The organism is Enterobacter cloacae complex sp. (assembly GCF_900322725.1).
In the GTDB taxonomy this organism is placed as follows: Bacteria; Pseudomonadota; Gammaproteobacteria; order Enterobacterales; family Enterobacteriaceae; genus Enterobacter; species Enterobacter quasihormaechei.
Genome location: NZ_LT991957.1, coordinates 2194886 through 2218873, shown reverse-complemented (window position 1 = coordinate 2218873; position 23988 = coordinate 2194886). Strand labels below are relative to the sequence as shown.

Annotated in this window: 23 protein-coding genes, 1 tRNA gene and 2 pseudogenes; 16 read left to right on the top strand and 10 right to left on the bottom strand. The window is 55.7% G+C overall.

Translation table 11 applies throughout. The features are described from left to right. Positions 1-104: 104 nt before the first annotated feature. Positions 105-1496, top strand: a complete 1392-nt coding sequence (locus tag DBR02_RS11100; protein ID WP_107534394.1) for a nucleobase:cation symporter-2 family protein — start codon at positions 105-107, stop codon at positions 1494-1496. 119 nt (positions 1497-1615) lie between these two features. After that, positions 1616-3310: an AsmA family protein gene (locus tag DBR02_RS11095; RefSeq protein WP_107534393.1), complete on the top strand. Its 1695-nt coding sequence runs from the start codon at positions 1616-1618 to the stop codon at positions 3308-3310. A gap of 84 nt (positions 3311-3394) precedes the next feature. Here the strand turns inward: DBR02_RS11095 and yicI are convergent, their stop codons facing one another. Next, positions 3395-5713, bottom strand: coding sequence for an alpha-xylosidase (gene yicI, locus DBR02_RS11090; protein WP_107534392.1), 2319 nt, complete (start codon positions 5711-5713; stop codon positions 3395-3397). Between the two features lie 12 nt (positions 5714-5725). After that, positions 5726-7117 (bottom strand): glycoside-pentoside-hexuronide family transporter, encoded by a 1392-nt coding sequence (locus tag DBR02_RS11085; protein WP_107534391.1) that lies wholly within the window; start codon positions 7115-7117, stop codon positions 5726-5728. 286 nt (positions 7118-7403) lie between these two features. On the opposite strand from DBR02_RS11085, the gene DBR02_RS11080 reads away from it, so the two are divergent. Both DBR02_RS11080 and DBR02_RS11075 read left to right on the top strand, forming a co-directional pair. Beyond that, a tRNA-Sec gene (locus DBR02_RS11080) sits at positions 7404-7498 on the top strand. A 146-nt stretch (positions 7499-7644) separates the two neighbouring features. Continuing rightward, on the top strand, positions 7645-7851 hold the full coding sequence (locus DBR02_RS11075) for a hypothetical protein (protein WP_107534390.1): 207 nt from the start codon (positions 7645-7647) through the stop codon (positions 7849-7851). A 111-nt stretch (positions 7852-7962) separates the two neighbouring features. On the opposite strand, the gene DBR02_RS11070 is transcribed toward DBR02_RS11075, so the two are convergent. Continuing rightward, positions 7963-8124, bottom strand: a complete 162-nt coding sequence (locus tag DBR02_RS11070; RefSeq protein WP_064720300.1) for a YlcI/YnfO family protein — start codon at positions 8122-8124, stop codon at positions 7963-7965. A gap of 128 nt (positions 8125-8252) precedes the next feature. Here DBR02_RS11070 and DBR02_RS11065 point away from each other — a divergent pair, with 128 nt between their 5' ends. Together DBR02_RS11065 and DBR02_RS11060 are read left to right on the top strand one after the other, a co-directional pair. Continuing rightward, the gene (locus DBR02_RS11065; RefSeq protein WP_107534389.1) at positions 8253-8594 is read left to right on the top strand and encodes a SymE family type I addiction module toxin; all 342 of its coding nucleotides are present in this window, start codon (positions 8253-8255) and stop codon (positions 8592-8594) included. A 50-nt stretch (positions 8595-8644) separates the two neighbouring features. After that, positions 8645-9682, top strand: coding sequence for a virulence RhuM family protein (locus DBR02_RS11060; protein ID WP_107534388.1), 1038 nt, complete (start codon positions 8645-8647; stop codon positions 9680-9682). Here DBR02_RS11060 and DBR02_RS11055 read toward each other — a convergent pair. The 4 genes from DBR02_RS11055 to DBR02_RS11040 all read right to left on the bottom strand — a co-directional run bounded on the left by DBR02_RS11055 (position 9672) and on the right by DBR02_RS11040 (position 12569). Next, positions 9672-10127 (bottom strand): acetyltransferase, encoded by a 456-nt coding sequence (locus tag DBR02_RS11055; protein ID WP_107534387.1) that lies wholly within the window; start codon positions 10125-10127, stop codon positions 9672-9674. The two genes, DBR02_RS11060 and DBR02_RS11055, sit on opposite strands and share 11 nt — an antisense overlap. Positions 10128-10175: 48 nt before the next feature. Then, complete coding sequence (locus DBR02_RS11050; protein ID WP_226842352.1) at positions 10176-10946, bottom strand: GlxA family transcriptional regulator; 771 nt, start codon at positions 10944-10946, stop codon at positions 10176-10178. A 353-nt stretch (positions 10947-11299) separates the two neighbouring features. Then, positions 11300-11779 (bottom strand): hypothetical protein, encoded by a 480-nt coding sequence (locus DBR02_RS11045; protein ID WP_064910040.1) that lies wholly within the window; start codon positions 11777-11779, stop codon positions 11300-11302. 1 nt (position 11780) lies between these two features. Then, the gene (locus tag DBR02_RS11040; RefSeq protein ID WP_107534385.1) at positions 11781-12569 is read right to left on the bottom strand and encodes a winged helix-turn-helix domain-containing protein; all 789 of its coding nucleotides are present in this window, start codon (positions 12567-12569) and stop codon (positions 11781-11783) included. Positions 12570-13404: 835 nt separating this feature from the next. Here DBR02_RS11040 and DBR02_RS11035 point away from each other — a divergent pair. The 6 genes from DBR02_RS11035 to DBR02_RS11010 are packed head-to-tail and all read left to right on the top strand — an operon-like array spanning position 13405 to position 19440. Beyond that, positions 13405-14007: a helix-turn-helix transcriptional regulator gene (locus tag DBR02_RS11035; protein WP_063868730.1), complete on the top strand. Its 603-nt coding sequence runs from the start codon at positions 13405-13407 to the stop codon at positions 14005-14007. A 53-nt stretch (positions 14008-14060) separates the two neighbouring features. After that, a complete protein-coding gene (locus DBR02_RS11030; RefSeq protein ID WP_107534384.1) occupies positions 14061-14645 on the top strand; it encodes a fimbrial protein in 585 nt (194 codons plus the stop codon). 52 nt (positions 14646-14697) lie between these two features. Continuing rightward, a complete protein-coding gene (locus DBR02_RS11025; RefSeq protein WP_064910046.1) occupies positions 14698-15375 on the top strand; it encodes a fimbrial biogenesis chaperone in 678 nt (225 codons plus the stop codon). A 23-nt stretch (positions 15376-15398) separates the two neighbouring features. Next, on the top strand, positions 15399-17924 hold the full coding sequence (locus DBR02_RS11020) for a fimbria/pilus outer membrane usher protein (RefSeq protein WP_107534383.1): 2526 nt from the start codon (positions 15399-15401) through the stop codon (positions 17922-17924). Beyond that, positions 17915-18433, top strand: a complete 519-nt coding sequence (locus DBR02_RS11015; protein ID WP_107534382.1) for a fimbrial protein — start codon at positions 17915-17917, stop codon at positions 18431-18433. The genes DBR02_RS11020 and DBR02_RS11015 overlap by 10 nt, the downstream gene beginning before the upstream one ends. Then, on the top strand, positions 18433-19440 hold the full coding sequence (locus DBR02_RS11010) for a fimbrial protein (RefSeq protein WP_107534380.1): 1008 nt from the start codon (positions 18433-18435) through the stop codon (positions 19438-19440). The genes DBR02_RS11015 and DBR02_RS11010 overlap by 1 nt, the downstream gene beginning before the upstream one ends. Position 19441: 1 nt before the next feature. Here the strand turns inward: DBR02_RS11010 and DBR02_RS11005 are convergent, their stop codons facing one another. Beyond that, positions 19442-19966, bottom strand: a complete 525-nt coding sequence (locus DBR02_RS11005; protein ID WP_063452111.1) for a lipocalin family protein — start codon at positions 19964-19966, stop codon at positions 19442-19444. A 117-nt stretch (positions 19967-20083) separates the two neighbouring features. Between DBR02_RS11005 and DBR02_RS11000 the strand changes: the two genes are divergently transcribed. From DBR02_RS11000 to DBR02_RS10985, 4 genes are all read left to right on the top strand, one after another. Beyond that, positions 20084-20809, top strand: a complete 726-nt coding sequence (locus DBR02_RS11000; RefSeq protein ID WP_063868720.1) for a MerR family transcriptional regulator — start codon at positions 20084-20086, stop codon at positions 20807-20809. A gap of 99 nt (positions 20810-20908) precedes the next feature. Further along, complete coding sequence (gene uraH, locus DBR02_RS10995; RefSeq protein ID WP_063868718.1) at positions 20909-21319, top strand: hydroxyisourate hydrolase; 411 nt, start codon at positions 20909-20911, stop codon at positions 21317-21319. Between the two features lie 102 nt (positions 21320-21421). Beyond that, entirely contained in the window at positions 21422-22381 is a 960-nt protein-coding gene (locus DBR02_RS10990) for a YbgA family protein (RefSeq protein ID WP_107534379.1), read from the top strand. 147 nt (positions 22382-22528) lie between these two features. Further along, positions 22529-23617, top strand: a complete 1089-nt coding sequence (locus tag DBR02_RS10985) for an AAA family ATPase (protein WP_046621824.1) — start codon at positions 22529-22531, stop codon at positions 23615-23617. A gap of 28 nt (positions 23618-23645) precedes the next feature. On the opposite strand, the pseudogene DBR02_RS26855 reads toward DBR02_RS10985, so the two are convergent. Both DBR02_RS26855 and DBR02_RS26980 read right to left on the bottom strand, forming a co-directional pair. Continuing rightward, positions 23646-23795 (bottom strand): annotated as a pseudogene (locus DBR02_RS26855) (AraC family transcriptional regulator); the annotation flags it as partial. Continuing rightward, positions 23769-23957: pseudogene (locus DBR02_RS26980) on the bottom strand (MBL fold metallo-hydrolase); the annotation flags it as partial. The pseudogenes DBR02_RS26980 and DBR02_RS26855, both read right to left, overlap by 27 nt. Between the last annotated feature and the right edge of the window lie 31 nt (positions 23958-23988).

Here is a 23988-nt window from a genome sequence, read left to right as displayed (position 1 = left end):
CTGCTCACACCGGCAGATTTTCTCTCTTTTTTTTGCTGGCAATCGTTTGCTTTTACCAGGTGGTCAGCTAAAATGCCCGCTTTTCCACCGTGGGATTGCCGCCGATGTCTGTTAACACTCTGGAGTCTTCTGATGCGCAACCGATTGCGAAGAAGCAAAACAGCGAACTGATTTACCGCCTTGAAGATCGTCCCCCGCTGCCTCAAACCCTCTTTGCCGCCTGTCAGCACCTGCTGGCGATGTTCGTGGCGGTAATTACGCCGGCGCTGCTGATTTGCCAGGCGCTGGGGTTACCGGCACAGGATACGCAGCACATCATCAGTATGTCTCTGTTCGCCTCCGGCGTGGCCTCCATCATTCAAATTAAGGCCTGGGGTCCGGTGGGATCGGGCTTGCTGTCGATTCAGGGCACAAGCTTTAACTTTGTGGCACCGCTGATCATGGGCGGTACGGCGCTAAAAACCGGCGGCGCGGACGTCCCGACCATGATGGCGGCGCTTTTCGGCACCCTGATGCTGGCAAGCTGCACGGAGATGATTATCTCCCGCGTTCTGCACCTGGCGCGCCGGGTAATCACCCCGCTGGTCTCCGGCGTGGTGGTGATGATTATCGGCCTGTCGCTGATTCAGGTAGGCCTGACCTCCATCGGGGGCGGCTACGCGGCAATGAGCGACCATACCTTTGGCGCCCCGAAAAACCTGCTGCTGGCAGGCGTGGTGCTGGCGATCATTATTCTGCTTAACCGCCAGCGTAACCCGTACCTGCGCGTTGCATCACTGGTGATCGCCATGGCGGCCGGTTACCTGCTGGCGTGGGCGCTGGGTATGCTGCCGGAAAACACCGCACCGACCAACAGCGCGCTGATTACCGTGCCAACGCCGCTCTACTACGGCCTGGGCATTGACTGGAGTCTGCTGCTGCCGCTGATGCTGGTCTTTATGATTACCTCGCTGGAAACCATCGGCGATATCACCGCCACCTCCGACGTTTCCGAGCAGCCGGTCTCTGGCCCGCTGTACATGAAACGCCTCAAAGGCGGCGTGCTGGCAAACGGGCTGAACTCGTTTGTCTCGGCGGTATTCAACACTTTCCCGAACTCCTGCTTTGGCCAGAACAACGGCGTGATCCAGCTGACCGGCGTGGCCAGCCGCTACGTGGGCTTCGTGGTGGCGCTGATGCTGGTCGTCCTCGGGCTGTTCCCGGCAGTGAGCGGGTTTGTGCAGCACATTCCTGAGCCGGTACTGGGCGGCGCGACGCTGGTCATGTTTGGCACCATTGCCGCCTCCGGCGTGCGTATCGTCTCCCGCGAGCCGCTGAACCGCCGCGCAATCATGATTATCGCGCTGTCGCTCGCCGTGGGTCTGGGCGTCTCCCAGCAGCCGATGATTTTGCAGTTTGCTCCGGACTGGGTGAAAAACCTGCTCTCTTCCGGCATCGCCGCGGGCGGTATTACCGCTATCGTGCTGAACCTCGTTTTCCCGCCTGAAAAGAACTGATCCCCCTCACGGCAGGCTGTCAATGCCTGCCGTGACACCTCTTTGCACCATTCCCGCCTTGAGCATTGCGCATAAATCGTGCATAACTCCTTTATGTACGTTTCGCGGGAAGGAAGACCATGAAATTTATTGGAAAGCTGCTCATCTATCTTCTGGTAGCCCTGCTCATCGTAGTGCTCGCCTTTTATTTTCTGCTCCAGACCCGCTGGGGCGCATCGCAGGTCAGCAGCTGGATCACGGTGAATACCGATTACGAGCTCAACTTTGACCTGATGGATCACCGATTTTCATCCCCTTCTCACATCCTTCTGGAAAACGTCACCTTTGGACGAGATGGCAAACCGGGCACGCTGGTCGCTAAAAAGGTGGATATCGGCTTAAGCAGTCGCCAAATCACCGACCCTCTGCACATGGACGCCATCACCCTGTCCGACGGCACGCTGAACTTATCGCCGCAGACGGCGCCGCTGCCGTTCCAGGCCGACCGTCTGCAACTGAATAACATGGCCTTTAACAGCCCGAACACGGCGTGGGATCTCAGCGCGCAAAAGGTCATGGGCGGCGTCAGCCCGTGGCAGCCCGAGGCGGGGAACGTGCTGGGGAAAAACGCGCGCATTCAGATGAGCGCCGGCTCGCTCACGCTCAACGGCATACCGGCGAATAACGTGCTGATTCAGGGGCAGCTGAACGGCAATGAGGTGGTGCTTAACACCATAGGCGCCGATATGGGGCGCGCCTCCCTGACGGGCTCTGCCCAGCGTAATGCCGATGGCAGCTGGGTGATTGATACCCTGCGTCTGAATGAGATCCGCATGCAGAGTGACAAATCGCTGCTGGATTTCTTCGCCCCAATCGTCACCCTGCCTTCGTTACAGATTGGGCGGCTGGACGTGACCGATGCCCGTCTACAGGGGCCTGACTGGGCGGTAACCGATCTCGATCTCAGCCTGCGTAACCTCACCCTGAGTAAAGGTGACTGGCAGAGCCAGGAGGGACGGTTATCCATGAACGCCAGCGAGTTTATTTACGGTTCGCTGCATCTGTTTGATCCCATCCTGAACGCGGAATTCTCGACTCAGGGCATTGCGCTGCGTCAGTTCACCTCCCGCTGGGAAGGGGGCATGGTGCGCACCTCCGGCAACTGGCTGCGCGAGGGTCAGGCGCTGGTGCTGGATGACGTTGCCATTGCCGGGCTGGAATATACGCTTCCGGAAAACTGGAAAACGCTGTGGATGGAGCCGCTCCCGGAATGGCTGAACAGCGTGACGCTGAAAAAATTTGGCCTGAGCCGCAACCTGGTGATCGACATCGATCCTGCCTTCCCGTGGCAGATCACCTCCCTTGACGGCTATGGCGCAAATCTGCGGCTGGCGAAAGATCGCAAATGGGGCATATGGGGCGGTAACGCAACCCTGAACGGCGCGGCAGCAACCTTTAACCGCGTCGACGTGCGACGCCCGTCGCTGGCGCTGAATGCCAACGCCGCGACGGTAAATATTACCGACCTGAGCGCCTTTACCGAGAAAGGGATCCTGGAAGCGACCGCCACCGTATCACAGCTGCCCCAGCGGCAAACCACCGTGAGCCTGAACGGGCGCGGCGTACCGCTCAACGTATTGCAGCAGTGGGGCTGGCCAGCGCTGCCGATTGCGGGGGACGGCAATATTCAGCTCACCGCCAGCGGCAGCGTGCAGGCGAATGCGCCACTGAAGCCGACGGTGAATGGGAAGCTGAGCGCGGTAAATATGGATAAACAGCAGGTGCAGCAGACGATGACCGGCGGCGTGGTGTCGGCGGTGGCTCCGGCACAGTAAAAAGCCGGGTGGCGGCTACGCCTTACCCGGCCTGCATGGGATCGTAGGCCCGGTAAGCGAAGCGCCACCGGGCATTTTTACGGCTCAGAGGTGAACCACCACCTCATCCCCCTCCGCTTTCACCACCACACCCCACTCGCTGCCCGCGTGCGAGCCGCCCTTCACGCCGCCGATCTTCTGCACGTTGCGCAAGCAAACGGACCAGTTACGCGCCTCGCCTGCGCCCGTAAAGGTGACGATGTCGCCCTGACGTGACGCCTTCAGCGTAAACAACACCGAGCCGTCCGCGGCCGGCACCTCACTCACCGCCGTTGCGCCATCGCTCAGGCTAAACAGCTGGAAGGCCGTCCCCGCGTGCCATGCGTAGTCCGGCTTCTGGTTATTGTTACCCAGCGCCAGCAGCGTGTTATCGCGCACGTAGACCGGCAGGCTCATAAAATCGTGCTGCTGCTTATGCCAGCGGCTGCCCGCGATCTCGTCGTTGTGCCACAGGTGGGTCCAGCGGCCTTCCGGCAGGTAGAACTGTACGTCGCCCGCCTCTGAGAACACCGGAGCGACCATCAGGGCATCCCCCAGCATGTACTGACGGTCGAGGTAATCGCACGCCGGATCGTCCGGGAACTCCAGCATCATCGCGCGCAGCATCGGCGTGCCGAACTCGCGGGCCAGCGCCGCCTGACGGTACAGGTACGGCATCAGCTGACATTTCAGCTGCGTGAAGTGGCGCACCACGTCGCAGGACTCGTCATCGTACGCCCACGGCACGCGATAGGATTTACTGCCGTGCAGGCGGCTGTGGCTGGAGAACAGCCCGAACGCGCACCAGCGTTTATAGACGTGCGCCGGAGCGGTGTTTTCGAACCCGCCGATATCGTGGCTCCAGAACCCGAAGCCGGACAGGCCAATCGACAGCCCACCGCGCAGGCTTTCTGCCATCGATTCGTAGTTGGCGTAGCAGTCGCCACCCCAGTGTACCGGGAACTGCTGCGCCCCGACGGACGCCGAGCGGGCAAACAGCACCGCTTCCTCTTCACCCACCGTCTCTTTCAGCACGTTCCACACCAGCTCGTTATAGATGTAGGCGTAGTGGTTGTGCATCTTCTGCGGATCGGACCCGTCGAACCAATGGACCTCCGTCGGGATGCGCTCGCCGAAGTCGGTCTTGAAGCAGTCGACGCCGATATCCACCAGGCCTTTCAGCTTGTCGGCATACCACCGGCACGCGTCCGGATTGGTGAAGTCATAAATCGCCAGCCCCGGCTGCCATTTGTCCCACTGCCACAGGGAGCCGTCCGGACGCTTGAGCAGGTAGCCCTTCTCTTTCAGCTCCCGGAAGATCGGCGACTTCTGGCCGATGTACGGGTTAATCCACACGCAGACCTTCAGCCCTTTCTCTTTCAGGCGACGGATCATCCCTTCCGGGTCCGGGAAGGTTACCGGGTCCCACTCAAAATCACACCACTGGAAGGCCTTCATCCAGAAGCAGTCGAAGTGGAACACGTGCAGCGGCAGGTCGCGCTCAGCCATACCGTCGATAAAGCTGTTGACCGTCGCTTCATCGTAGTTGGTGGTGAACGACGTGGTCAGCCACAGGCCGAACGACCACGCAGGCGGCAGCGCCGGACGCCCGGTGAACTGCGTATAGCGGTTGAGCACCGCTTTCGGCGTCGGGCCGTCGATCACGAAATACTCCAGATACTCCCCTTCCACGCTGAACTGCACTTTGGAGACTTTTTCAGAGCCGACTTCAAACGAGACGTTTTCCGGGTGATTCACCAGCACGCCGTAGCCGCGGTTGGTCAGGTAGAACGGGATATTTTTGTAGGACTGCTCGGTGCTGGTGCCACCGTCGCGGTTCCAGGTTTCGACCGTCTGGCCGTTGCGCACCAGGGCGGTAAAGCGCTCGCCCAGGCCGTAGACCGTTTCCCCTACGCCGAGATCCAGCCGCTCGAACACGTAATTGCGGTCGGTATTGCTGTCCTGCACGTAGCCGTTGTTTTTCAGCTGGCTGCCGGTAATGCGCTGGCCGTTGCGCAGGAAATCCAGCGCCCAGAACTCGCCTTTGGTGACGCGCACGCTGACGCTGCCGCTTTTCAGCTCGGCAAAGTCGGCGTTGTTTTCAATCTCGACCTTCACGTCTTTCAGAACGTTCAGCGGATAGTGCGGGCCGTTATTCAGCGCACCCTGGAAGTGCTCAATGCGCACCCCGACAATCCCTTCCTGCGGAGCAAACAGGCGCACCGTGAACATCAACGTGTCGAGCTGCCAGGTGCGTTCGCGCACGTCACGCGGCGCCACATACACCACAAGGTCATTGCCCTGCTGCTCCACGTCGAACACCTGAACCGGATACGTCACGTTCAGGCCCGGTTGAATAAGCCAGTTTCCATCACTGATTTTCATGCTTTCGTCCTCTTAGTTCTGCATTTCTTTACTGACCGGCAGGTTTTCAAAATCCTGCTGAGTGCGGCGCGCGCCCTGCGCCAGCTCGCTCAGGATTTTGGTCAGGAAGGGGGTTTTCAGCGTGTAGTAGCGTTTGGCGATGATGGCGCTCAGCACGTAGCAGATCGCCGGCGCCAGCGTAAACAGGCCGATAATGATGCTGATGGTCGCGCTGTTCTGGGTTTTGGCCGCCGCGTCGTAGCCGCCGCCTGCCAGCATCCAGCCAATCATCGCTCCGCCCAGCGCCAGGCCGAGCTTCAGCACGAACAGCGTGCCCGCAAAGCTGATGCCGGTCAGGCGTTTGCCGTTGGTCCATTCGCCGTAGTCAACGGTATCGGACATCATCACCCATTGAATTGGCGTCACCAGCTGGTGCAGCACGCCGATGACAAAGATAAAGGCGAACATCAGCACGGTGGCATGCATCGGCACGAAGAACATCGCCACGCTGACCACCGCCAGCGCGGCGTTGGTCCACCAGAAGATGCTGACCTTGCACTTCCAGTCGGTGAGCGGTTTCGCCAGCGCGGAGCCAATCAGGTTGCCGACGCAGTAGGTGGTGAGGAACGCGACGAACACTTCCGGCGAGCCCATGATCCAGGTGCAGTAGTACATCATCGCGCCGCCGCGCACGCAGACGGCGAGAATGTTGAGGATGGTTAGCACGCCGACGATGCGCCACTGGTCGTTTTGCCAGATATCGCGCAGATCTTCCCGCATGGAGGTGGTGCTTGGCGGCACCTGGATGCGCTCTTTGGTAGTAAAGAAGCAGAACGCCAGCATCAGGAACGCGACCACCGACAGCACGGCGATCCCGCCCTGAAAGCCGAACGCCTTATCGTCGCCGCCGATCAGGTTCACCAGCGGCATCATCAGCACCGTGGAGAGCATGCCGCCCGCCGTCGCCAGCACAAAGCGCCAGGACTGAAGGGAGATGCGCTGCGTCGGGTCGTTGGTGATCACCCCGCCCAGCGCGCAGTACGGGATGTTGACGACGGTATAAAGCAGGGTCAGCAGCGTGTAGGTGATAGCGGCGTAAACCATTTTGCCGTTGAGGCTGAGGTCCGGCGTGGTGTAGGCCAGCACGCAGACGATGCCGAACGGGATAGCACCGAATAAAATCCACGGGCGGAACTTGCCCCAGCGGCTGCGGGTGCGGTCGGCGATCAGCCCCATGCACGGGTCGGAGATCGCATCCAGCGCGCGCGCCAGCAGGAACATGGTGCCGACAAACCCGGCGGGAATACCAAAAATATCGGTGTAGAAAAACATCATATAAAGCATGACGTTATCAAAAATGATGTGGCTGGCGGCGTCTCCCATGCCGTAGCCAATCTTCTCTTTTACTGACAGGACTTCGCTCATCTTTTTATCCTTCACGCTGTAGGGGGCGCTGAGACCGGTTACCGATTTTTAAACCATTGTTTCAGGAGCGGGTATTGCGTTTTCTGGTTAGCAGATTACGTTTCTTGTTTTTTGTGATCGGGATAAAGGTTGGTGAGCACAAAATGCTAACCTGAGGATTTTCTTAAGAATTAGCTGAAACAGGGGGGTTAAGGTCAAAAGAGCGGTGAAAAAAGTGGTGTGGGGTATGTGGTAAATGCCTGAAAGTAGCTATAATGCGCCCGCCTCCATGTAGCAATGCAGGCGCGGAAGATCGTCATCTCCGGTGAGGTGGCTGGACTTCAAATCCAGTTGGGGGCGCCAGCGTTCCCGGGCAGGTTCGACTCCTGTGATCTTCCGCCAAAAATGTCCACTCTTTTAATAAAAACACGTCCAACATTAAATCGTCCCACCTTGCAGTTCCCTTATGTGAACATGATCACTTATTGATTTTAGTATTGAGTGTTATCCTTTCCTTTATTTTAAAAGAATATTCAAGGGAAGCTGTTATGGAATGGATTGTAGGTGCTGTAATTTTAACAACAATACTTGTTGCCATATTAAAACCAAGACAATGTGATATCTGCCATACTTATTTCAAGAGAAAATACTACACATGGAAAATAGATGGAGAGAAACAACATTTATGTCCTAATTGCAATGGTAAAATGCAACGAAAAGTTAGTTCGCAAAAATTTAAAAGCAGATTCGGTTAAAAATAAATTAATAAGTTTTATTTCATAATGTTTACAAATGATAAGTTCGGACAATGCTTTTCAAACTTATCATTTAATTATTCCTTACCGCTATCAAAAAAGTTTTGATTGCTACTTACTCAAAAGCCTAAGCCTACAAGCCTCTTTGACCCACTTACTAAAGTTTCCTTTGCCCGCAGCCTTTTCAATCTGTTCTAAGAGCTCATCTTCAAACCGAATATTCTTCATCGTGCTCTTAGTGCGGTCAAAATTTGGTTTCTTTTTCTCTTGCATGGTAGGTACCACTTCGGTTAATTTATCTGCATGTGGTACCTACCACATGGATTCGGAATTCTGACAACGCCCAGCAGTGTTGGAGCACTAATGGGCGTCTAACCTCACCAACTATCAAGGAGTTGATTATGGCTGATTCGCATTCTACCCCAGACACCGACCAATCAGGAACCGAGCATTCGTTAATTGTGGGATACCGCCCGAATGTTTACGACAAATCCACGCCGAAAATCATTCTTTCCGGCAAGTGGCTGCGCGCGGCGGGGTTTGATATTGGACAGCAGGTCACGGTGAAGGTCATGAAAGGGTGCATCGTTCTGGTGGCGTATAACGAGCAGGAGCAGAGGTTGCTAGATGACTATAAAAGGACGAAGGCAAAGCTCACTGAGATAGAGGACGCACTTGCAGCGATTCAAACGCAGCTTCCTGGAAAGCACCTCGCAAAATCAAATACAAACCACCTGGCGTAGCGGCTGTTTCTGGCATACTACCTGCCTGGTGCATTAGATGTGGAGGCGACATGGCAGATAAAAACGTAATCCAATCCCCGGCAGGCGAATTTGTTATGTTTGCCAGCGGTGACGGAAGAGTGCGTGTCGAATGTCGCTTCGAATCCGACACAATCTGGTTATCCCAGGCAGCAATGGCCGATCTGTACGGTAAAGATGTTCGAACTATCAACGAGCATCTGATAAATATATTTTCTGATGGCGAAATTGATCAACATTCAACTATCCGGAAATTCCGGATAGTTCGTCAGGAAGGAAAACGTCAGGTTTCCAGAGAGATAGAGCACTACAATCTTGAAGCAATACTTGCTGTCGGCTACCGGGTGCGCTCGTCTCGAGGCATCCAGTTCCGCCAGTGGGCCACACAAACGCTCCAGGAATACCTGGTTAAAGGCTTCGTTATGGACGACGAGCGCCTGAAAAATCCGCCTGTGGGATCTTCCGCCGTCCCTGACTATTTCGATGAAATGCTGGAACGCATTCGCGATATACGAGCCAGCGAACGCCGGGTCTATCTTCGCGTGAGGGAGATTTTCGCATTGGCCGCGGATTATCAGCCGTCACTCAAAGAAACCACGCAATTCTTTCAGACCATCCAGAATAAACTGCATTTTGCCTGCACGGGACTCACCGCTGCTGAGTTGATTCACAAACGTGCGGACGCCACTCAACCGCATATGGGGCTGACCAGCTATAAAGGCGAAGAGGTCCGTAAAAGCGATGTCACCACCGCAAAAAATTATCTGTCTCAGGATGAGGTGAGCGAACTCAATCGCGTCGTTAATATGTGGCTCGATTTTGCTGAAGATCAGGCCAAACGCCGCAAGCAGGTATTTTTACGGGACTGGCAAACCAAGCTCGATCAGTTCCTGCAATTTAATGACCGGGACGTTTTAGAAGGCGCAGGAAAAATCAGCAAGAAAGCGGCTGATGAAAAGGCGTGCTCAGAATACATTGAGTTTGAAAAAAAGCAGCGCCTGCTGAAAGAAGCCGAAGGTGAGAAAGATATCGTCGGCTTATTAAAATGGGATAAACAGGCTAAGCGCTAATCCCGGTATCTCTGCTCAACTTCATATGCAGCAGCGGAAACGGATTTCCCTGTCCGTCCCGTTCCGAACGCCCGACCTGCTCAAACCCCATATGTCTATAAAACGCGACGCCCTGCGGATTCTGCTCGTTCACATCCACTTCATTTACGCCAAATTCTGCGATGGCATATTGCAGCAGCATTTTCCCGACGCCCTTCCCCCGGCTTGCATCATCCACAAACAGCATTTCAATACGATTTTCATCTACGCCTAAAAAGCCGTGAATAACACCATCTTCATCACGTGCAACCACAACCGTGAGATTAGGCAAATAGGCATTAAGCAATAGCGGACGCAGCGCCGCGATGTCGCTTTCCAGCAAAAAGTGATGCGTGGCGCGAACGGACGACTCCCAGACGGCGACGAGGCGTTCAAATTGTGCGGGGTATGCAGCTTCTATTTTCATGTTCAAATTCCGGTTGAGTAGAGTTTCGGAGCGGCAACGCAATAAAAATCAGCTCTGCGACGTGCGCCACACGCCAGGCGTACAGCCATACTCCATCTGAAAATGACGAATAAAATGCGCGCAGTCGCTGAACCCCATCCGCTGCGCAATATCCGTCACGCTTTGCTGTGAGTTCTTCAGCAGCCAGCAAGCATAGCGCAGCCTGGCGCTGCGGATAAACTCGCGGGCCGTTTTGCCAAACTCGGCGGTGAACAGCCGGTTAAGCTGGCGTTCACTCAGTGCCACTTCTCGCGCAAGCCCGGCGGTTGTGAGCGGCCGGGTCAGGAATTGTTCTATCAGCATGACGGCGCGACGCAGCCGGCAGTCGGGGATCAGCGCCAGATTCGCCGGACGGGGGGTGGCAATTTCATGCGGGACGAGCGACAAACGCTGGCAGGTGGTGCTGGCGATATCATCCCCGGCATGGGCGCGGATAAGCTCAGTTGCCAGCGTCAGGGTGGAAATGCCGCCCGGGCAGGTCAGCACATCGCCATCATCAATAAAGTCATACCCTTGCTCAGCGTAGACCAGCGGGAATGCCTGCCGAAACGCGTCCAGGTGGAAAGGATGTATAGAGGCTCTTCGTTCATTCAGCAATCCTTCCTGCGCGAGGACAAAACTGCCGGTGCCAATGCCAATAAGCGGAACGCCGACATGGTGGGCATACGCCAGATATGCTTTATCTCCCCGATACCCTAAATCCAGATACTGCAATTCGCCGCCGATAACCGCAAGGTAGTTAAAACTTTCCGGCGGGGCATGGGGGGAATCCGGTCTCATGATTATTCCCGCATTGCTGATAATCGGGATATCAGGAAACTCACTTATCAGGCTGATTTTAAATGCTAATTTATCCTGCGCTTTCGCTGCATAACGCAGCGCTTCCAGCAATCCAGATACCGCCAGAAGTGAATAACGGGGCCATAATAACAACCCAATATGCAGACACTTTGCCGGTACTGATTTCCCCACATCGGGAGAGTCAAATACAGTTTTCATTTACTTGCCAAATTTAAAATTAATTACATTATCGCAACATGAGATGTCGCACTTTATATTTCTAAGGTAATCCTGATATTTTAAATCAAGCATAAATGAGACGGGAGGAAAATATACTGTTTTTCTCGTTTATATCATTCTTTTTTTGTTCCCCGACACACATATGTCGGTAATGTTCCTAACGTAAAGATATAGTTACCATTATGTTGTTCATTGATACGCATATAAATACTTTTTCCTGGATACACAAAAAATTGCGGTTCGTATTTTTCCAGCCAGCGGTCTTCGACATTATCGTCCGGGAACGTCATGTTTTTTTCTGAGGTCAGCAAATACAGGTGATCCTTTCGCTCCACCCGGAAGGAAATTTTTCTGTCGATGGTTTTACCCGGATCGCTCTGCGCGCGGGCATTCATGCTCAGGGTGCCGAATTTCCCGTCAAAGTTATAATTCAGCCAGACCGTCAGCGTCTCATCCGGATGGTGCTGTACCAGATTAGCCTGGCATGAGAAAGGCTGAACATAGGAACGGTGCCACAGGTAATAGCCCATCAGCACGCCTGCCGTGACGAGGCACGTCGCAATGAGGTACAGCATCTGCCGAAAACGAGTCATGCTAGCTATCCTTCAGGAAATAATCAGATATACAGCGGTTCGGTTCTTTCATCGGCCGATCGCAGCGAATAACCGACGCACGGGGCAGCAGAGCGTACCAGCTGATGTAAACCCAGGGGTATTGCGCGCATTCAGCCTTGAATTGCTCCACATAGGTCAGCGCGGAGGCACGTTCAGCGTGGGTCTGAATGTCGTTCGCAAGATAAACGCGACAGGCGCCGATGGATGCCGCGAAGCGGTAGTCCTCAACAAAACGATTTTCCCTGGCGTTCAGATACGCCGTCACGCCTGCCACCGCCAGAACGAGCAATAACCCTATGACCACAGCCATCCAGCGCGTGTGCTTTTTAGCAACAGGGGCTGCTGGCGCGGGAGTTATTGACGCCTCCTCGAACGCCGGTGCCTCCACGCACTGTTCATCAACGGGTTGAGCCGCGGCAGGCGAAGGCTCTCTGACGGTTATTTGCGTATCGCTTGCCAGCGTCAACCCAATGCGGGGAATGGTAACGATAGGATCAGTTTCAAAACCAATCTTTTTGAGCCCTTTACGCAGGATTGAGATGTTCTGGTAATAGGTATTGGAGGAGACAAGCATGCCACGGCTTTGCCAGACAATATCCAGGAACTCTTGCTGAGTGACAATCGACCCTGCTCTGTCGATTAATAGCAACAGGCATCGGCCTGCTGGCGAATTTAACACAACCACGCGGTCAGGATTGTTGATATCACGTAACGTGCTGGCCGCAGGATGAAATTCGACGATATTATTTATTATGTAATGCTTATGCATAGGGGCAGTATGAATTCTCCGGTTAACATATGTTGAACCTGAGTCACCGCATGTATGTGATGACAGTCGCGTCGGGATCAATGTGACTGATTAACGGCACGCTGTATATCTCAGCAATTGGCGAAAAATCCTATTTTATATTGCTTCTCTTAAGCTTCACTGAACCTGCATAAGTACTCAACCCTTGCAGAATGCGGCTTGCAGAGCCTCCGTATCAGCATCCTCTCCCGTTATGATCTTTTATGAAGTGAATTTTCGCTCACGAGAATTATCTGACTACCGGCAGCATCTCAATATTCAGCACCTCGCCTTTTGGTGCACGGCTCGCCTCTTGACATTGACGAATCCCTACATAAAAAAAGATTGTACGCCACGGACATCTGTGTCCGAAATATTCAGCACCCTGAAGGCTTAACTTTTCTTAACCTTTGTGATATCAATAACTTTCAACCTTTTCGTATACTATCCAGCCACCTTTTCATCAGTTTTTATCGATGATAACACTCGTAAATTGTTATTCCCCGTCAGCAACTTCACACCCGCACTGACACCAGAAGACAAACTCCTTACAAAACATTTATCAAAGCTAAATTTTCATGAAAAATTGCGGTTATCATAATTTACAGAAAGCGAAGCGGAATAAGACCGATCAGAGGGAAACGTCGTAACCGGTCTCGATCTTAGTAATTAATACAATTTTAGATTAATTCAGATTACCTCTTTATTGGCCGACGTATAGTAGGCCTACACTATGCAATACGTCATTGCTTCGAGAATACTGGCGATAACGCTGTATATAATTCGCCTGATTACTATTATAAATCGAGGGGATAACATGACGCACACTACCCAAATAACACAGCATATTACAGTTGCACTGATGGGCGGCGATCATTATGCAAGAAATGGTATTAAAACGTTATTAAGCAGCATTCGCGATGACCTTCAGATCAATATCGTAGAAGGAGGTTATCACGAACTGGATAAGGTACTGTCGTCGATTCGTATCGATATCTTATTTATATCAGGCGCAGAGAAATATCATACAGGGTATGACTCCCTGAAATATTTAAAAAAAATCAAGGCCGCACATCCCGAGGTGATTATCTGCCTGTACTCCACCTCTGCCCATTGTCTGTTATGGGTCCGGGAAAATATTGATGCCTATATCTCGCTACAGAACACGGTTTATCAGTGGCGGATGAAGCTAGCAAAAATGGTTGATAGCCATTATCGGCCCCAAAAGCAGCCAGCGGCGTTATCGCTGACGCCAGGAGAAAGGAGGGTATTAAAGGAACTCAGGAACGGACTGGATATACGTTACATCGCAGAACTGGAGAAACTTTCTTATCGCCGCGTGAGCGCCTTAAAAAGCTCAGCAATAAGAAAACTCGGGCTCAGGAATAAGACAGATTTGCTGGTCTTTTTAACCAGTTAGACCTGCCGCTTTCAGAGCAAATCTCGTAATAAAAAAAACCAAGGAACTATGAAATGAAAGCACGCCTTACTTGCCATTCTCTGCTGGCATTAAGCATTGCCGCCCTGCTGCCAGCGGGCTCAGCACTGGCCGCCACCACCAGCGGCGGCACGGTCAACTTCAGCTGTAAAGTGGTGACCTCCGCCTGCGCCATCAGCGCCGGCAGCGCCAATATTGACGTCGACATGGGTGAAGTGCGTACCGCAACGCTTGCCGCCGCAGGCAGTGAAGCCAGTACCGCAAAAACCTTCGCCATTACGCTGGAGGATTGCGAAATCGCCGATACCTCCGCTTCCACGGAACAGAACCCCATTGCCGCAACGACCGTGGCTATCACCTTCACCGGTACGCCGGACAGCACCGATGTGAATAGCCTGGCCGCGGGCGTAAACGGCGGTGCCGGCTCGGCGCAGCATGTCGCTATCCGCCTTTATGACGAACAGGGCAACGTCGTAAGGCTGGGTGAACCGGCAGCAGCGATCCCTCTGCGTAAAGGGGAAAACACCCTCAACTTCAGCGCGAAATATTACTCACCGCAGGGCAACGCCACGGCGGGTGATGCCAGCGCGGTCGCAACCTACACCGTGACCTATTCGTGATCTTCAGGCCCGGCCTGTTGGTCGGGTCTGACTCAGCTTCAGGAGATGCACAATGCGCGTAAACACATGGATTTGTCTGGCTGGCACGTTATGTTCATCCGCCGTGTATGCAGGCGGCGTGGGGTTGGGTGCAACGCGGCTGGTCTACGCAGGCGCGACGACGCAGACGATGATGCAGGTAAGAAATACCCATCCTGATGCCACTTTCCTGATCCAGTCCTGGATGGAAGACGAGAAAGGGAGCCGTACGCACGACTTCGTCATCACGCCGCCGCTGTACGTTATGAAGCCCGCCAGCGAAAGCGCGGTGAAAATCATGTTCAGCGGCAAAACCCTGCCAGACGATCGCGAAACGCTGTACTGGATGACGGTCAAAGCCATCCCACAGCAGGTTAAAAACGGTTCCGGCAATTCACTGCAATTTGCCTCAGCCAACCGCATCAAGGTCTTTTATCGCCCTGAGTCGCTCCGGGAAGGCGCAGGAGAGGCATGGAAAAACCTTGCTGGCGCATACCGCGCGGGGAAAGTCACGCTGACCAACCCAACGCCGTATTACCTCACCACCATTAACCTGAAAATTGATGGCAGGCCGGTGTCGCCCGTCATGGTGCCGCCGAAAGCCAGCGTGACGCTGGCAGACACCTTCAGCCAGGCGAGCAGCCTGAGCTACCAGACCATTAACGATTATGGGGCCTGGACGCCCGTCACCCGCACGTCGTTGTCCCAATAATAAAACCGGTAAGGCGTGACCACATGAAAATAAAAATCCTGTGCGCCACGGCGATCGCCCTGGTGATTCGGCAAGCCGTGGCTGCCGAAAGCGAGCTGCACTTTAATCCTGCGTTTCTTAACGGCGAACAGGCAAACAGCGCCGACCTCGCCTGGGTCAACGCCGGGAGCGCGTTGCCGCCGGGCGAGTACAACCTTAACGTGTACATCAACACCCAGTTCGCGTTCACAGGTAACGTCACGTTTCGCGCCGCTGAAAAGACCTCCGGTGAAGCACTGCCGTGCCTGACGCCTGCGCAATTCGCCGCACTTGGCATCGATAGCCGTCAGGCGAAAGGGGGTGAGCTGTCGCCTGCGCAGCGCTGCATTTTTTTAACCCAGTCGTTCGCCGATACCCGGTTTGATTTTGACCAGAGGACGCTTACCCTCAACTTCACCGTACCCCAAAGCGCGATGCGCACTTTGCCGCGCGGGTACGTCAGCCCGGCGAGCTGGGAATCCGGCATCACTGCCGCGTGGCTGAACTATGTGGTCAATGGGGCGAATAATGCGTATCGGGGCGAGACGCGCACGCGGGAACAACAGCTGTTCGTGAGCCTCAACAGCGGCGCCAACCTGGGCGCATGGCGGCTGCGTGACTTCACCACGTGGACCAAAGGGAGTCACGAGCTTACCCACGTGCAGACCTGGCTACAGCGGGATATTCGCGCCCTGCGTGCTCAGGCTTATGCCGGTGAAACGTTCACGTCATCTCAGGTGTTTGACGCCGTTGGCCTGCGTGGCATCGCCCTGAAGACCGATGACAACATGTTGCCCGCCAGCCTGAGCGGTTACGCGCCTGAAGTGCGTGGCATCGCGCGCAGCAACGCCACGGTGACGGTTCGCCAGAACGGTAACATCATCTATCAAACCTCCGTTCCGCCGGGCGCGTTTGTACTGAAAGATCTCTATCCGACCTCTTCAGGCGGCGATCTTGCGGTCACCCTTCAGGAGAGCGACGGCAGCCAGACGCAATACACCCTGCCCTTTGCCAGCGTGCCGAATCTGGTGCGTAACGGCCAGATGAAATATGCCCTGGGGGCGGGGAAATACCGTCCGACGAGCAATCAGCAGTCGACCTCCTTCGCGCAGGGTGAGCTGTTCCTCGGCTGGCGATATGGCCTCACGTTTTATGGCGGGGCGCAGTTTTCCGATCGCTACAACGGCCTGGCCTTCGGCATCGGGCAGAATCTCGGCCGCTTTGGCGCGTACTCCCTCGACCTGACCCATGCCCGGAGCCAGCTGGCCGATAATCAGCGCTACACCGGTGACTCGGTGCGCCTGCGGTACAGCAAGCTGCTGAACGATACCGGTACGCGGGTTAATTTCTTCTCGCTGCGTTATTCAACGGAAGGGTTTTATACCCTCAGCGATACCACTTACAAAGGCATGACGGGCGGAGCGCCAGAACAGACCGTGGAAGACGATGGCACCGTCACCACCCGCTACGACACGGTTTACAACCTGCATATGTCGCGTAAGGCAAAAAATCAGCTGCTGCTGTCACAGCCGATGGGCGAATACGGGGCGCTGTCGCTGTCATGGGATCAACAAACCTACTGGAATACGTCAAAAACCACGCAGAGCTTGCAGTTCGCGTGGAACGCAACGTTTCGTAACCTGTCGCTTGGCATCAGCGCCCAGCGTAGCGCAAGCCTGTACGACAATAAGAAAGACAACATCCTGGCGTTATCCCTGTCGGTACCGCTGGGTAACCCGGCGCTGTCGACCCGCCTTCGTTTTACCACCACCCATGCGGATCCCGCCGGCACCACCGCCAGTACGGGCATAAGCGGCTATCTGCCGGGACAGGAAGATCTTTTCTATAGCGTCAACCAGCGCTACAGCGCGCAGCAGCACTACGGCGGCGATGCCGCGCTGCAATACGAGGGCGCGTGGGGAGACTACAACCTGGGCTACAGCTATTCCGGCGACACCCGCAACCTCAGCTACGGGATGAGCGGCGCTGCGGTGCTGCATGAGGATGGCCTGACGCTGAGTCAGCCGCTCGGCAACACCAATATTCTGGTGAAAGCCCCGGGCGCCAGCAACGTCGCTGTGCTCAACCAAAAGGGCATCAAAACCGACAGCCGGGGCTATGCGGTGATCCCGTACGCCACGCCGTATCGCGTCAATCAGGTTGCGCTGGATGTCACCACCGTGGGCAATGACGTGGAGCTTGAGAACGCCATCGCCAATAAAATACCCACCGACGGGGCGCTGGTTCGCGCCACCCTCACCACGCGTCAGGGGGCAAAAGCGATGTTTATCGTGCGTCACGCCAGGGATGTGCTCCCCTTCGGCACGCTGGTCTCGTCAGAGGATGACAACGCCAGCGGTATCGTCGGCGATGGCGGCAGCGTGTATCTGACCGGCCTGTCCGCGAAGGGAACGTTACGCGCCGTGTGGGGGCGCAACAGCACCCAGCGCTGCACGATCCACTATGCGTTGAACCCGCAGAATTATCACGCCCGCACCGGGCTTTATTCCCAGGAGGTTCTATGTCAGTAACCCTTCGGTTCCTCCCGTTGATCCTGCTGCTGTTCATCACCGTCCCCGTGCGCGGCTATGACGTGCTGGTTTCCGTGACCGGCAGTGTGATCGGCAATACCTGCATTGTCGCGGAAGATTCAAAGGAGCAAGACGTGCCGCTCGGAACCGTCGGCATGAAGCAGTTTAGCGAGGCGGGTGCGGTCAGCCCTGTTAAAACGCCCTTCACGCTCACCCTGGAAGCGTGCGGTCCCACCTTTGCTGGCGTGAAAATCCGCTTCAGCGGCACGCCGGATGACGAAAATCCGCAGCTTCTGAAAGTTGCTGACGGCGGCGCGACCGGCGTGGCGGTGCAGATTCTGGATAAAGACGGCGAGCTCATCCCGCTGGACACGCAGACCACCGCCTACGGTGCGGCGGGGGATGACAGCGTAAAAATGACCTTCTATGCGCGACTGGCCGCCACGGGTGCGCCGGTCAATGCCGGAGACGTTTCGGCAGTGGCGACCTGGACGACGGAGTACCAATAATGCGTTTACTGTTTTTAGCCCTGTTATTCATGACGTCTCAGGCGTTTGCCCTCTCATGGACATCGGATATCACACTTTCCCCCACGCCCATGGCCTGGTCAGGCCCGGCAGATTCCATCGTGCCCGGAAAGACGATCGGCTCTGAATGGAGTGCAAGCGCGAGCGTATCGGAAGTGTTCTGGTGCGGCCTGGTATTTACCTGCTCCAAAGGAACGCTGGAGCCGAGCAGCAGCGTAACGGCCACCGGCATCACGGTGATTCTCGATGGCGCCAGTTACATGGTATTTGAAACGGGCGTGCCCGGCATCGGCTTCATTCTTGGGCTTAAAGATTATAACGGGACGACCTATGTCCCGATGCAGACGGGCATTACGCAGAGCTATCCGGCCGAGGGGACAAGCGGGTATGCCACCGCACTGGGCTGGTCGGCAAAAGTGACGTTTATCAAGACCGGCGTTCCGCTGAAATCCGGCGTATACCAGACCCCAACCATTAACGCGGCGATCCTGACGGCCTATAACAACGAAGTGAAAACCGCACAGGTAATCATCAACCCGACCACCATCACGGTGACGGCAAGCGGCTGCACGGTGGGAACGAAAAGCGCCAACGTCGAACTGGGCACCATTGACGTTCACACGCTGCCCACCGTAGGCAGCACCTCGCCGTCGGGCGAGTTTAACGTCAGCCTGACCTGCGATGAGAACGTGGCGGTTAACGCCGTGATGACCGATCAGACCACGCCGTCAAATACCTCGTCGGTCGTGACGCTGACCGGGGACTCCACGGCCTCCGGCATTGGCGTGCAGTTCTTTTATAACGGCGCCGGGCCGCTGATGATGGGGCCGGACAGCTCGGCCGCAGGCACGACGGGACAGTTTTTCATCCAGACCACCAGCGCAGCACAAACGCTGTCGCTGCCGTTCCAGGCGCAGTACATCCGAACCGGAGAACTGGTCCCCGGCTCGGCTAACGCCCTGGCGAGCATTACGTTTTCGTATCAGTAGGTCAGTGCTTAACCCACACCAGCTGATCGACCCGGAAGCCCAGACCGCGTGCGGTGTTCAGGTAGTCCTGTTTTACCGCATCCGGGATGGTCGGCGTACGCGATAAAATCCACAGGTAGTCGCGGTTCGGACCGCTGACCAGCGCGTACTGGTACTTATCGTCCAGCTTGATCACGTTATAGCCGCCGTAGAACGGGCCGAAGAACGACACCTTCAGCGCGGCCGTGGTGGGTTCGCCGGTAAAGTACGCCTTACCTTCGCTCTCATTCCACTTGTTCTTCACCGGATCGTAGCCGCGGTTAAGCACGCTGATCCCGCCGTCGCTGCGCGTGCCGTAGGTCGCGGTAACCTGTTCCAGACCGCGCTCGAAGCGGTTTTCCAGTCGGGCGACTTCATACCATTTGCCGAGATAGCGGCTGGCATCAAAGCCGGTTATGGGCTGCACGCCTTTCGGCGGCGTGGGAGATTTACAGGCAACCAGCGTCAGCGCAATGGCGACACCAGTGACAACAGGCCATAGCCTCATGAGAGCTCCTTTCATTTACGCGGTTGGATGTTAAGTGTAGTGCACCAATGCGGCGCTTCATCCCGTCGGGAAATATTCGTAGTATATTGAGATTATTCCTCCTCTTCGGATGCAGACATGGCTTACTCCATTGGCGAATTCGCCAGACTCAGCGGCATTACCGCCACCACGCTCCGGGCGTGGCAGCGACGCTATGGCTTGCTCAAGCCCGAGCGTACGGACGGCGGCCACCGCCTGTACAGCGATGAGGACGTTCAGCAGGCGCTGAAGATCCTCGACTGGGTAAAAAAAGGCGTACCCATCGGCCAGGTAAAATCTCTGCTGGAACGCCCTGCTCCGCGCCGCGCCAATAACTGGCAAACCCTGCAACAGGCCATGCTGCAAAAATTGCAGGAGGGAAAAATCGAATCCCTGCGTCAGATGGTTTACGACGCCGGGCGCGAATACCCGCGGCCAGAGCTGGTGGCTAACGTGCTGCGTCCGCTACGCGGCCAGATGTCGGCCAACGTTGCCGCCGCCATGACCCTGCGTGAGATCCTCGACGGCATCCTCATCGCCTACACCTCGTTTTGCCTTGAAGGCGATAAAAAAGCGCCGGGCGATAACATTCTCATCAGCGGCTGGTATCTGAACGACCCATGTGAGATCTGGCTTGAAGCCTTAACGCGCACCGGCCAGGGCCACCGCATCGACATACTGCCGGTTCCCCCTGCCGCACTGGCCCCGGAAATTTTCCCGGACCGCAAATGGCTTTTGGTCACCAGCGGCAAGCTTAACGCCGCACGGAAAAAGCAGGTTGCGCAGTGGCAGCAGCAGGTTTCCCTTGAGGTCATTATCCTCTGATTATTTTCTGCTGTGGCAATCTTCACGAAAAGTTGAATATTTTTTCGCGCAGCGAGTGCTAACGTTTTCCTGTCAACGACAACTTAACAGGAAAACACGATGAAAAAGACACTCCCTCTGATGATGCTGGCTTCAATGGCTTTCGCTCCTGCCGCGTTCAGTGCGCCGGCAGGCACCCTGAGCGTGCACGTTCTGGACCAGCAAACCGGTATGCCGCCTGCGGATGTAACCGTCACGCTGGAGAAGCAGGAGCAGAACAAGTGGACCCAGATTGCCAGCGGTAAAACCGACCACGACGGGCGCATCAAATCGCTCTATCCGCAGGACGAGGATATGGCGCCTGGCGTGTATAAAGTGACCTTCAAAACCGCAGATTACTTCCACGGTAAAAAGCTGGAATCCTTCTTCCCGGAAGTGCCAGTGCTGTTCACCGTCACCCGCACCAACGAAAAACTGCACATCCCGCTGCTGCTCAGCCAGTACGGTTACTCGACCTACAAGGGCAGCTGATTGCCGTTGATTTTAAAGCAGATTAAAAAATAATCTCGCCAATACTTGGACAAACTCGCATTGTTGTGTAACTTTTAGATATGAGATCGGGAGGTGCACACCATGACAACGAAACCTGTGCTGGGTATTAGCGGATGTTTGACCGGTTCCGCCGTTCGCTTTGACGGCGGGCATAAGCGTATGGGCTTTGTGATGGATGAGCTGGCTCAGTGGGTCACTTTCCGTCCGGTATGCCCGGAAATGGCGATTGGCCTGCCAACGCCTCGTCCGGCGCTGCGTCTGGTGATGACCACCCGCGGCGAGACAGAAATGCGTTTTAGCAAAGCGCCGCATGATGACGTCACGCAGAAGATGGCCGCATTCACAGCGGATTATCTGCCGAAAATCGGCGATCTGTCGGGCTTTATCGTCTGTGCAAAATCCCCAAGCTGCGGCATGGAGCGCGTGCGGCTGTATGATGAAAACGGCAACCGGGGCCGCAAGGAGGGTGTCGGGCTGTTCACCGCCGCCCTCCTTGACACTTTCCCCTGGCTGCCCGTCGAAGAAGATGGTCGCCTGCACGATCCGGTGCTGCGGGAAAACTTTGTAGAGCGCGTTTTCGCCCTGCATGAACTGAACATATTGCGTAAAAATGGCGTGACGCGCCGGGCCCTGCTCGACTTCCACAGCCGCTATAAGCTTCAGCTTCTGGCGCACCATCAGGCGGGCTACCGTGAAATTGGCCCGTTCGTGGCATCGCTGCATGAGTGGGACGATCTGGACGCGTTTTTCGTGGCGTATCGCGACAAGTTGATGACGATCCTGAATAAACCCGCTTCGCGGAAGAACCACACCAACGTGCTGATGCACATTCAGGGCTATTTCCGTAACCAGCTGAACAGCCGCCAGCGCGGAGAACTGCGTGATGTGATCCTGCATTACCGTGACGGCCTGCTGCCGATCCTCGCGCCGCTGACGCTGCTGAAGCATTACCTGGCTGAATACCCTGACCGGTATCTGATGACGCAAAACTACTTTGATCCCTATCCTGATGATTTGGGTCTGCGTCTGGCCGTTACCTGATGAGAAAGAAGCGAAGGCCCCATTGACCCACAGAGGCCCAAAGCTGTACCCCGTTTAGACGACACCCTCACTGTCGTCTTTTTTTTTGCGCTCAGCGCAAAATACTGTAATTCTGTACAGGTTAAGATTGCACAGCGGAGTACCCCGATGATCAAAAACCTGCATATTCAGAACTACCGCTCGATTCGCGATATGTCGCTTGAGCTGGAGCAGCTCAACATCGTGTTCGGCCCCAACGGCACGGGAAAATCCAATATTTATAAAGCGATTTACCTGATGCACAGCGCGGCGCAGGGGCAATTCTCTCAGGCGCTGGCGAACGAGGGCGGCATTTTGAAGGTGTTCTGGGCGGGAAAAACCCGGAGCGATCAGCTGCGACGCATGAACCTGGCGGTGGAAACGGAAACGTATGAATATGAGCTCCAGGTCGGGTTCGTGGAAAAGCTGCCCTACCCGTCACAGTTTCAGCTCGACCCGGTGATCAAAGAGGAGTCCATCTGGCTGAGCGGGCAGCACCGTCGTCCGTCGTCACAGCTGATGAAGCGTAAGAATCAGGCGGTCTTCCTGAACAACGTGCATCACGAAAAAGTGACCCACAGCGGTACGCTGTATGAGAACGAGTCGGTATTCGGGCAGCTCGGCGAGCCGCACCTCTACCCCGAAGTGTCGCAGATGCGCGAGTCCCTGCGTAACTGGCGCTTTTATCATGAATTTTCCGTTTCGTCCGGCTCGGCTATACGTGCGCCGCAGGTGGGCTTCCGCTCGCCGGTGCTGGCCAGCGACGGCGCGAACCTTGCCGCCGCGTTTCAGACCATTGTCGAAATCGGCGACGAGCTGCTGCTGATGCGCATTCTCGACCAGGCCTTCCCCGGCTGCGTGTTTTACAGCGACAACACCGGCGGACGCTTTCGCATGATGATGCAACGCGAAGGCCTGAGCCGACCGCTGGAACCGGCTGAATTTTCCGACGGCACGCTGCGTTTTCTGTGCCTGGCGGTGGCATTGCTCAGCCCGCGCCCACCAGCCTTTATCGCCCTTAACGAACCGGAAAACAGCCTGCACCCGCAGATGCTCCCCGCCCTGGCGAGCCTGATTGCCGAGGCCAGCCGCTACTCGCAGATCTGGCTCACCAGCCACTCGCCGGAGCTGGCGCAGTTGATTGAGAAGCACCGTTCGTTTTCGCTGTATCAGCTGTCGATGGTGGAGGGGGAGACGAGGATGGAGCGACTGGGGTAATTGCCAGGTGGCGCTACGCTTACCTGGCCTACAGGCGAGAACCAAACGTCTTACGCCACTCCGCCGGACTGACGCCAAAGCGCGCCTTAAACTGTTGCCGGTACGTCAACGCTGATAAAAACCCCACCTGCTCGGCGACGCTTTCGATGGGCAGGCTGCCGGCGTCCAGCAGCGTTTGAACGTCAATGGGTAGCTCGACCATCGGGTTGCGAATATCAGCCCGCGCCGTGCCGGGAAAACCCGGGTAAGCGCCTTTCGGCGCCAGCATCGGGTCGATCAATAAGCGTTTTCCCGCGTAGGTAATCAGCTGGGTGGCATTGCGAATTTGCGTCATGTTCATGGGCTATCCTCCGGTTGGTATGAGAAGGAGA

Coding starts and splice junctions, on each gene's coding strand:
- DBR02_RS11100 (WP_107534394.1), top strand. CDS start 105: ATGTCTGTTAACACTCTGGAGTCTTCTGATGCGCAACCGATTGCGAAG.
- DBR02_RS11095 (WP_107534393.1), top strand. CDS start 1,616: ATGAAATTTATTGGAAAGCTGCTCATCTATCTTCTGGTAGCCCTGCTC.
- yicI (WP_107534392.1), bottom strand. CDS start 5,713: ATGAAAATCAGTGATGGAAACTGGCTTATTCAACCGGGCCTGAACGTG.
- DBR02_RS11085 (WP_107534391.1), bottom strand. CDS start 7,117: ATGAGCGAAGTCCTGTCAGTAAAAGAGAAGATTGGCTACGGCATGGGA.
- DBR02_RS11075 (WP_107534390.1), top strand. CDS start 7,645: ATGGAATGGATTGTAGGTGCTGTAATTTTAACAACAATACTTGTTGCC.
- DBR02_RS11070 (WP_064720300.1), bottom strand. CDS start 8,124: ATGCAAGAGAAAAAGAAACCAAATTTTGACCGCACTAAGAGCACGATG.
- DBR02_RS11065 (WP_107534389.1), top strand. CDS start 8,253: ATGGCTGATTCGCATTCTACCCCAGACACCGACCAATCAGGAACCGAG.
- DBR02_RS11060 (WP_107534388.1), top strand. CDS start 8,645: ATGGCAGATAAAAACGTAATCCAATCCCCGGCAGGCGAATTTGTTATG.
- DBR02_RS11055 (WP_107534387.1), bottom strand. CDS start 10,127: ATGAAAATAGAAGCTGCATACCCCGCACAATTTGAACGCCTCGTCGCC.
- DBR02_RS11050 (WP_226842352.1), bottom strand. CDS start 10,946: ATGAGACCGGATTCCCCCCATGCCCCGCCGGAAAGTTTTAACTACCTT.
- DBR02_RS11045 (WP_064910040.1), bottom strand. CDS start 11,779: ATGACTCGTTTTCGGCAGATGCTGTACCTCATTGCGACGTGCCTCGTC.
- DBR02_RS11040 (WP_107534385.1), bottom strand. CDS start 12,569: ATGCATAAGCATTACATAATAAATAATATCGTCGAATTTCATCCTGCG.
- DBR02_RS11035 (WP_063868730.1), top strand. CDS start 13,405: ATGACGCACACTACCCAAATAACACAGCATATTACAGTTGCACTGATG.
- DBR02_RS11030 (WP_107534384.1), top strand. CDS start 14,061: ATGAAAGCACGCCTTACTTGCCATTCTCTGCTGGCATTAAGCATTGCC.
- DBR02_RS11025 (WP_064910046.1), top strand. CDS start 14,698: ATGCGCGTAAACACATGGATTTGTCTGGCTGGCACGTTATGTTCATCC.
- DBR02_RS11020 (WP_107534383.1), top strand. CDS start 15,399: ATGAAAATAAAAATCCTGTGCGCCACGGCGATCGCCCTGGTGATTCGG.
- DBR02_RS11015 (WP_107534382.1), top strand. CDS start 17,915: ATGTCAGTAACCCTTCGGTTCCTCCCGTTGATCCTGCTGCTGTTCATC.
- DBR02_RS11010 (WP_107534380.1), top strand. CDS start 18,433: ATGCGTTTACTGTTTTTAGCCCTGTTATTCATGACGTCTCAGGCGTTT.
- DBR02_RS11005 (WP_063452111.1), bottom strand. CDS start 19,966: ATGAGGCTATGGCCTGTTGTCACTGGTGTCGCCATTGCGCTGACGCTG.
- DBR02_RS11000 (WP_063868720.1), top strand. CDS start 20,084: ATGGCTTACTCCATTGGCGAATTCGCCAGACTCAGCGGCATTACCGCC.
- uraH (WP_063868718.1), top strand. CDS start 20,909: ATGAAAAAGACACTCCCTCTGATGATGCTGGCTTCAATGGCTTTCGCT.
- DBR02_RS10990 (WP_107534379.1), top strand. CDS start 21,422: ATGACAACGAAACCTGTGCTGGGTATTAGCGGATGTTTGACCGGTTCC.
- DBR02_RS10985 (WP_046621824.1), top strand. CDS start 22,529: ATGATCAAAAACCTGCATATTCAGAACTACCGCTCGATTCGCGATATG.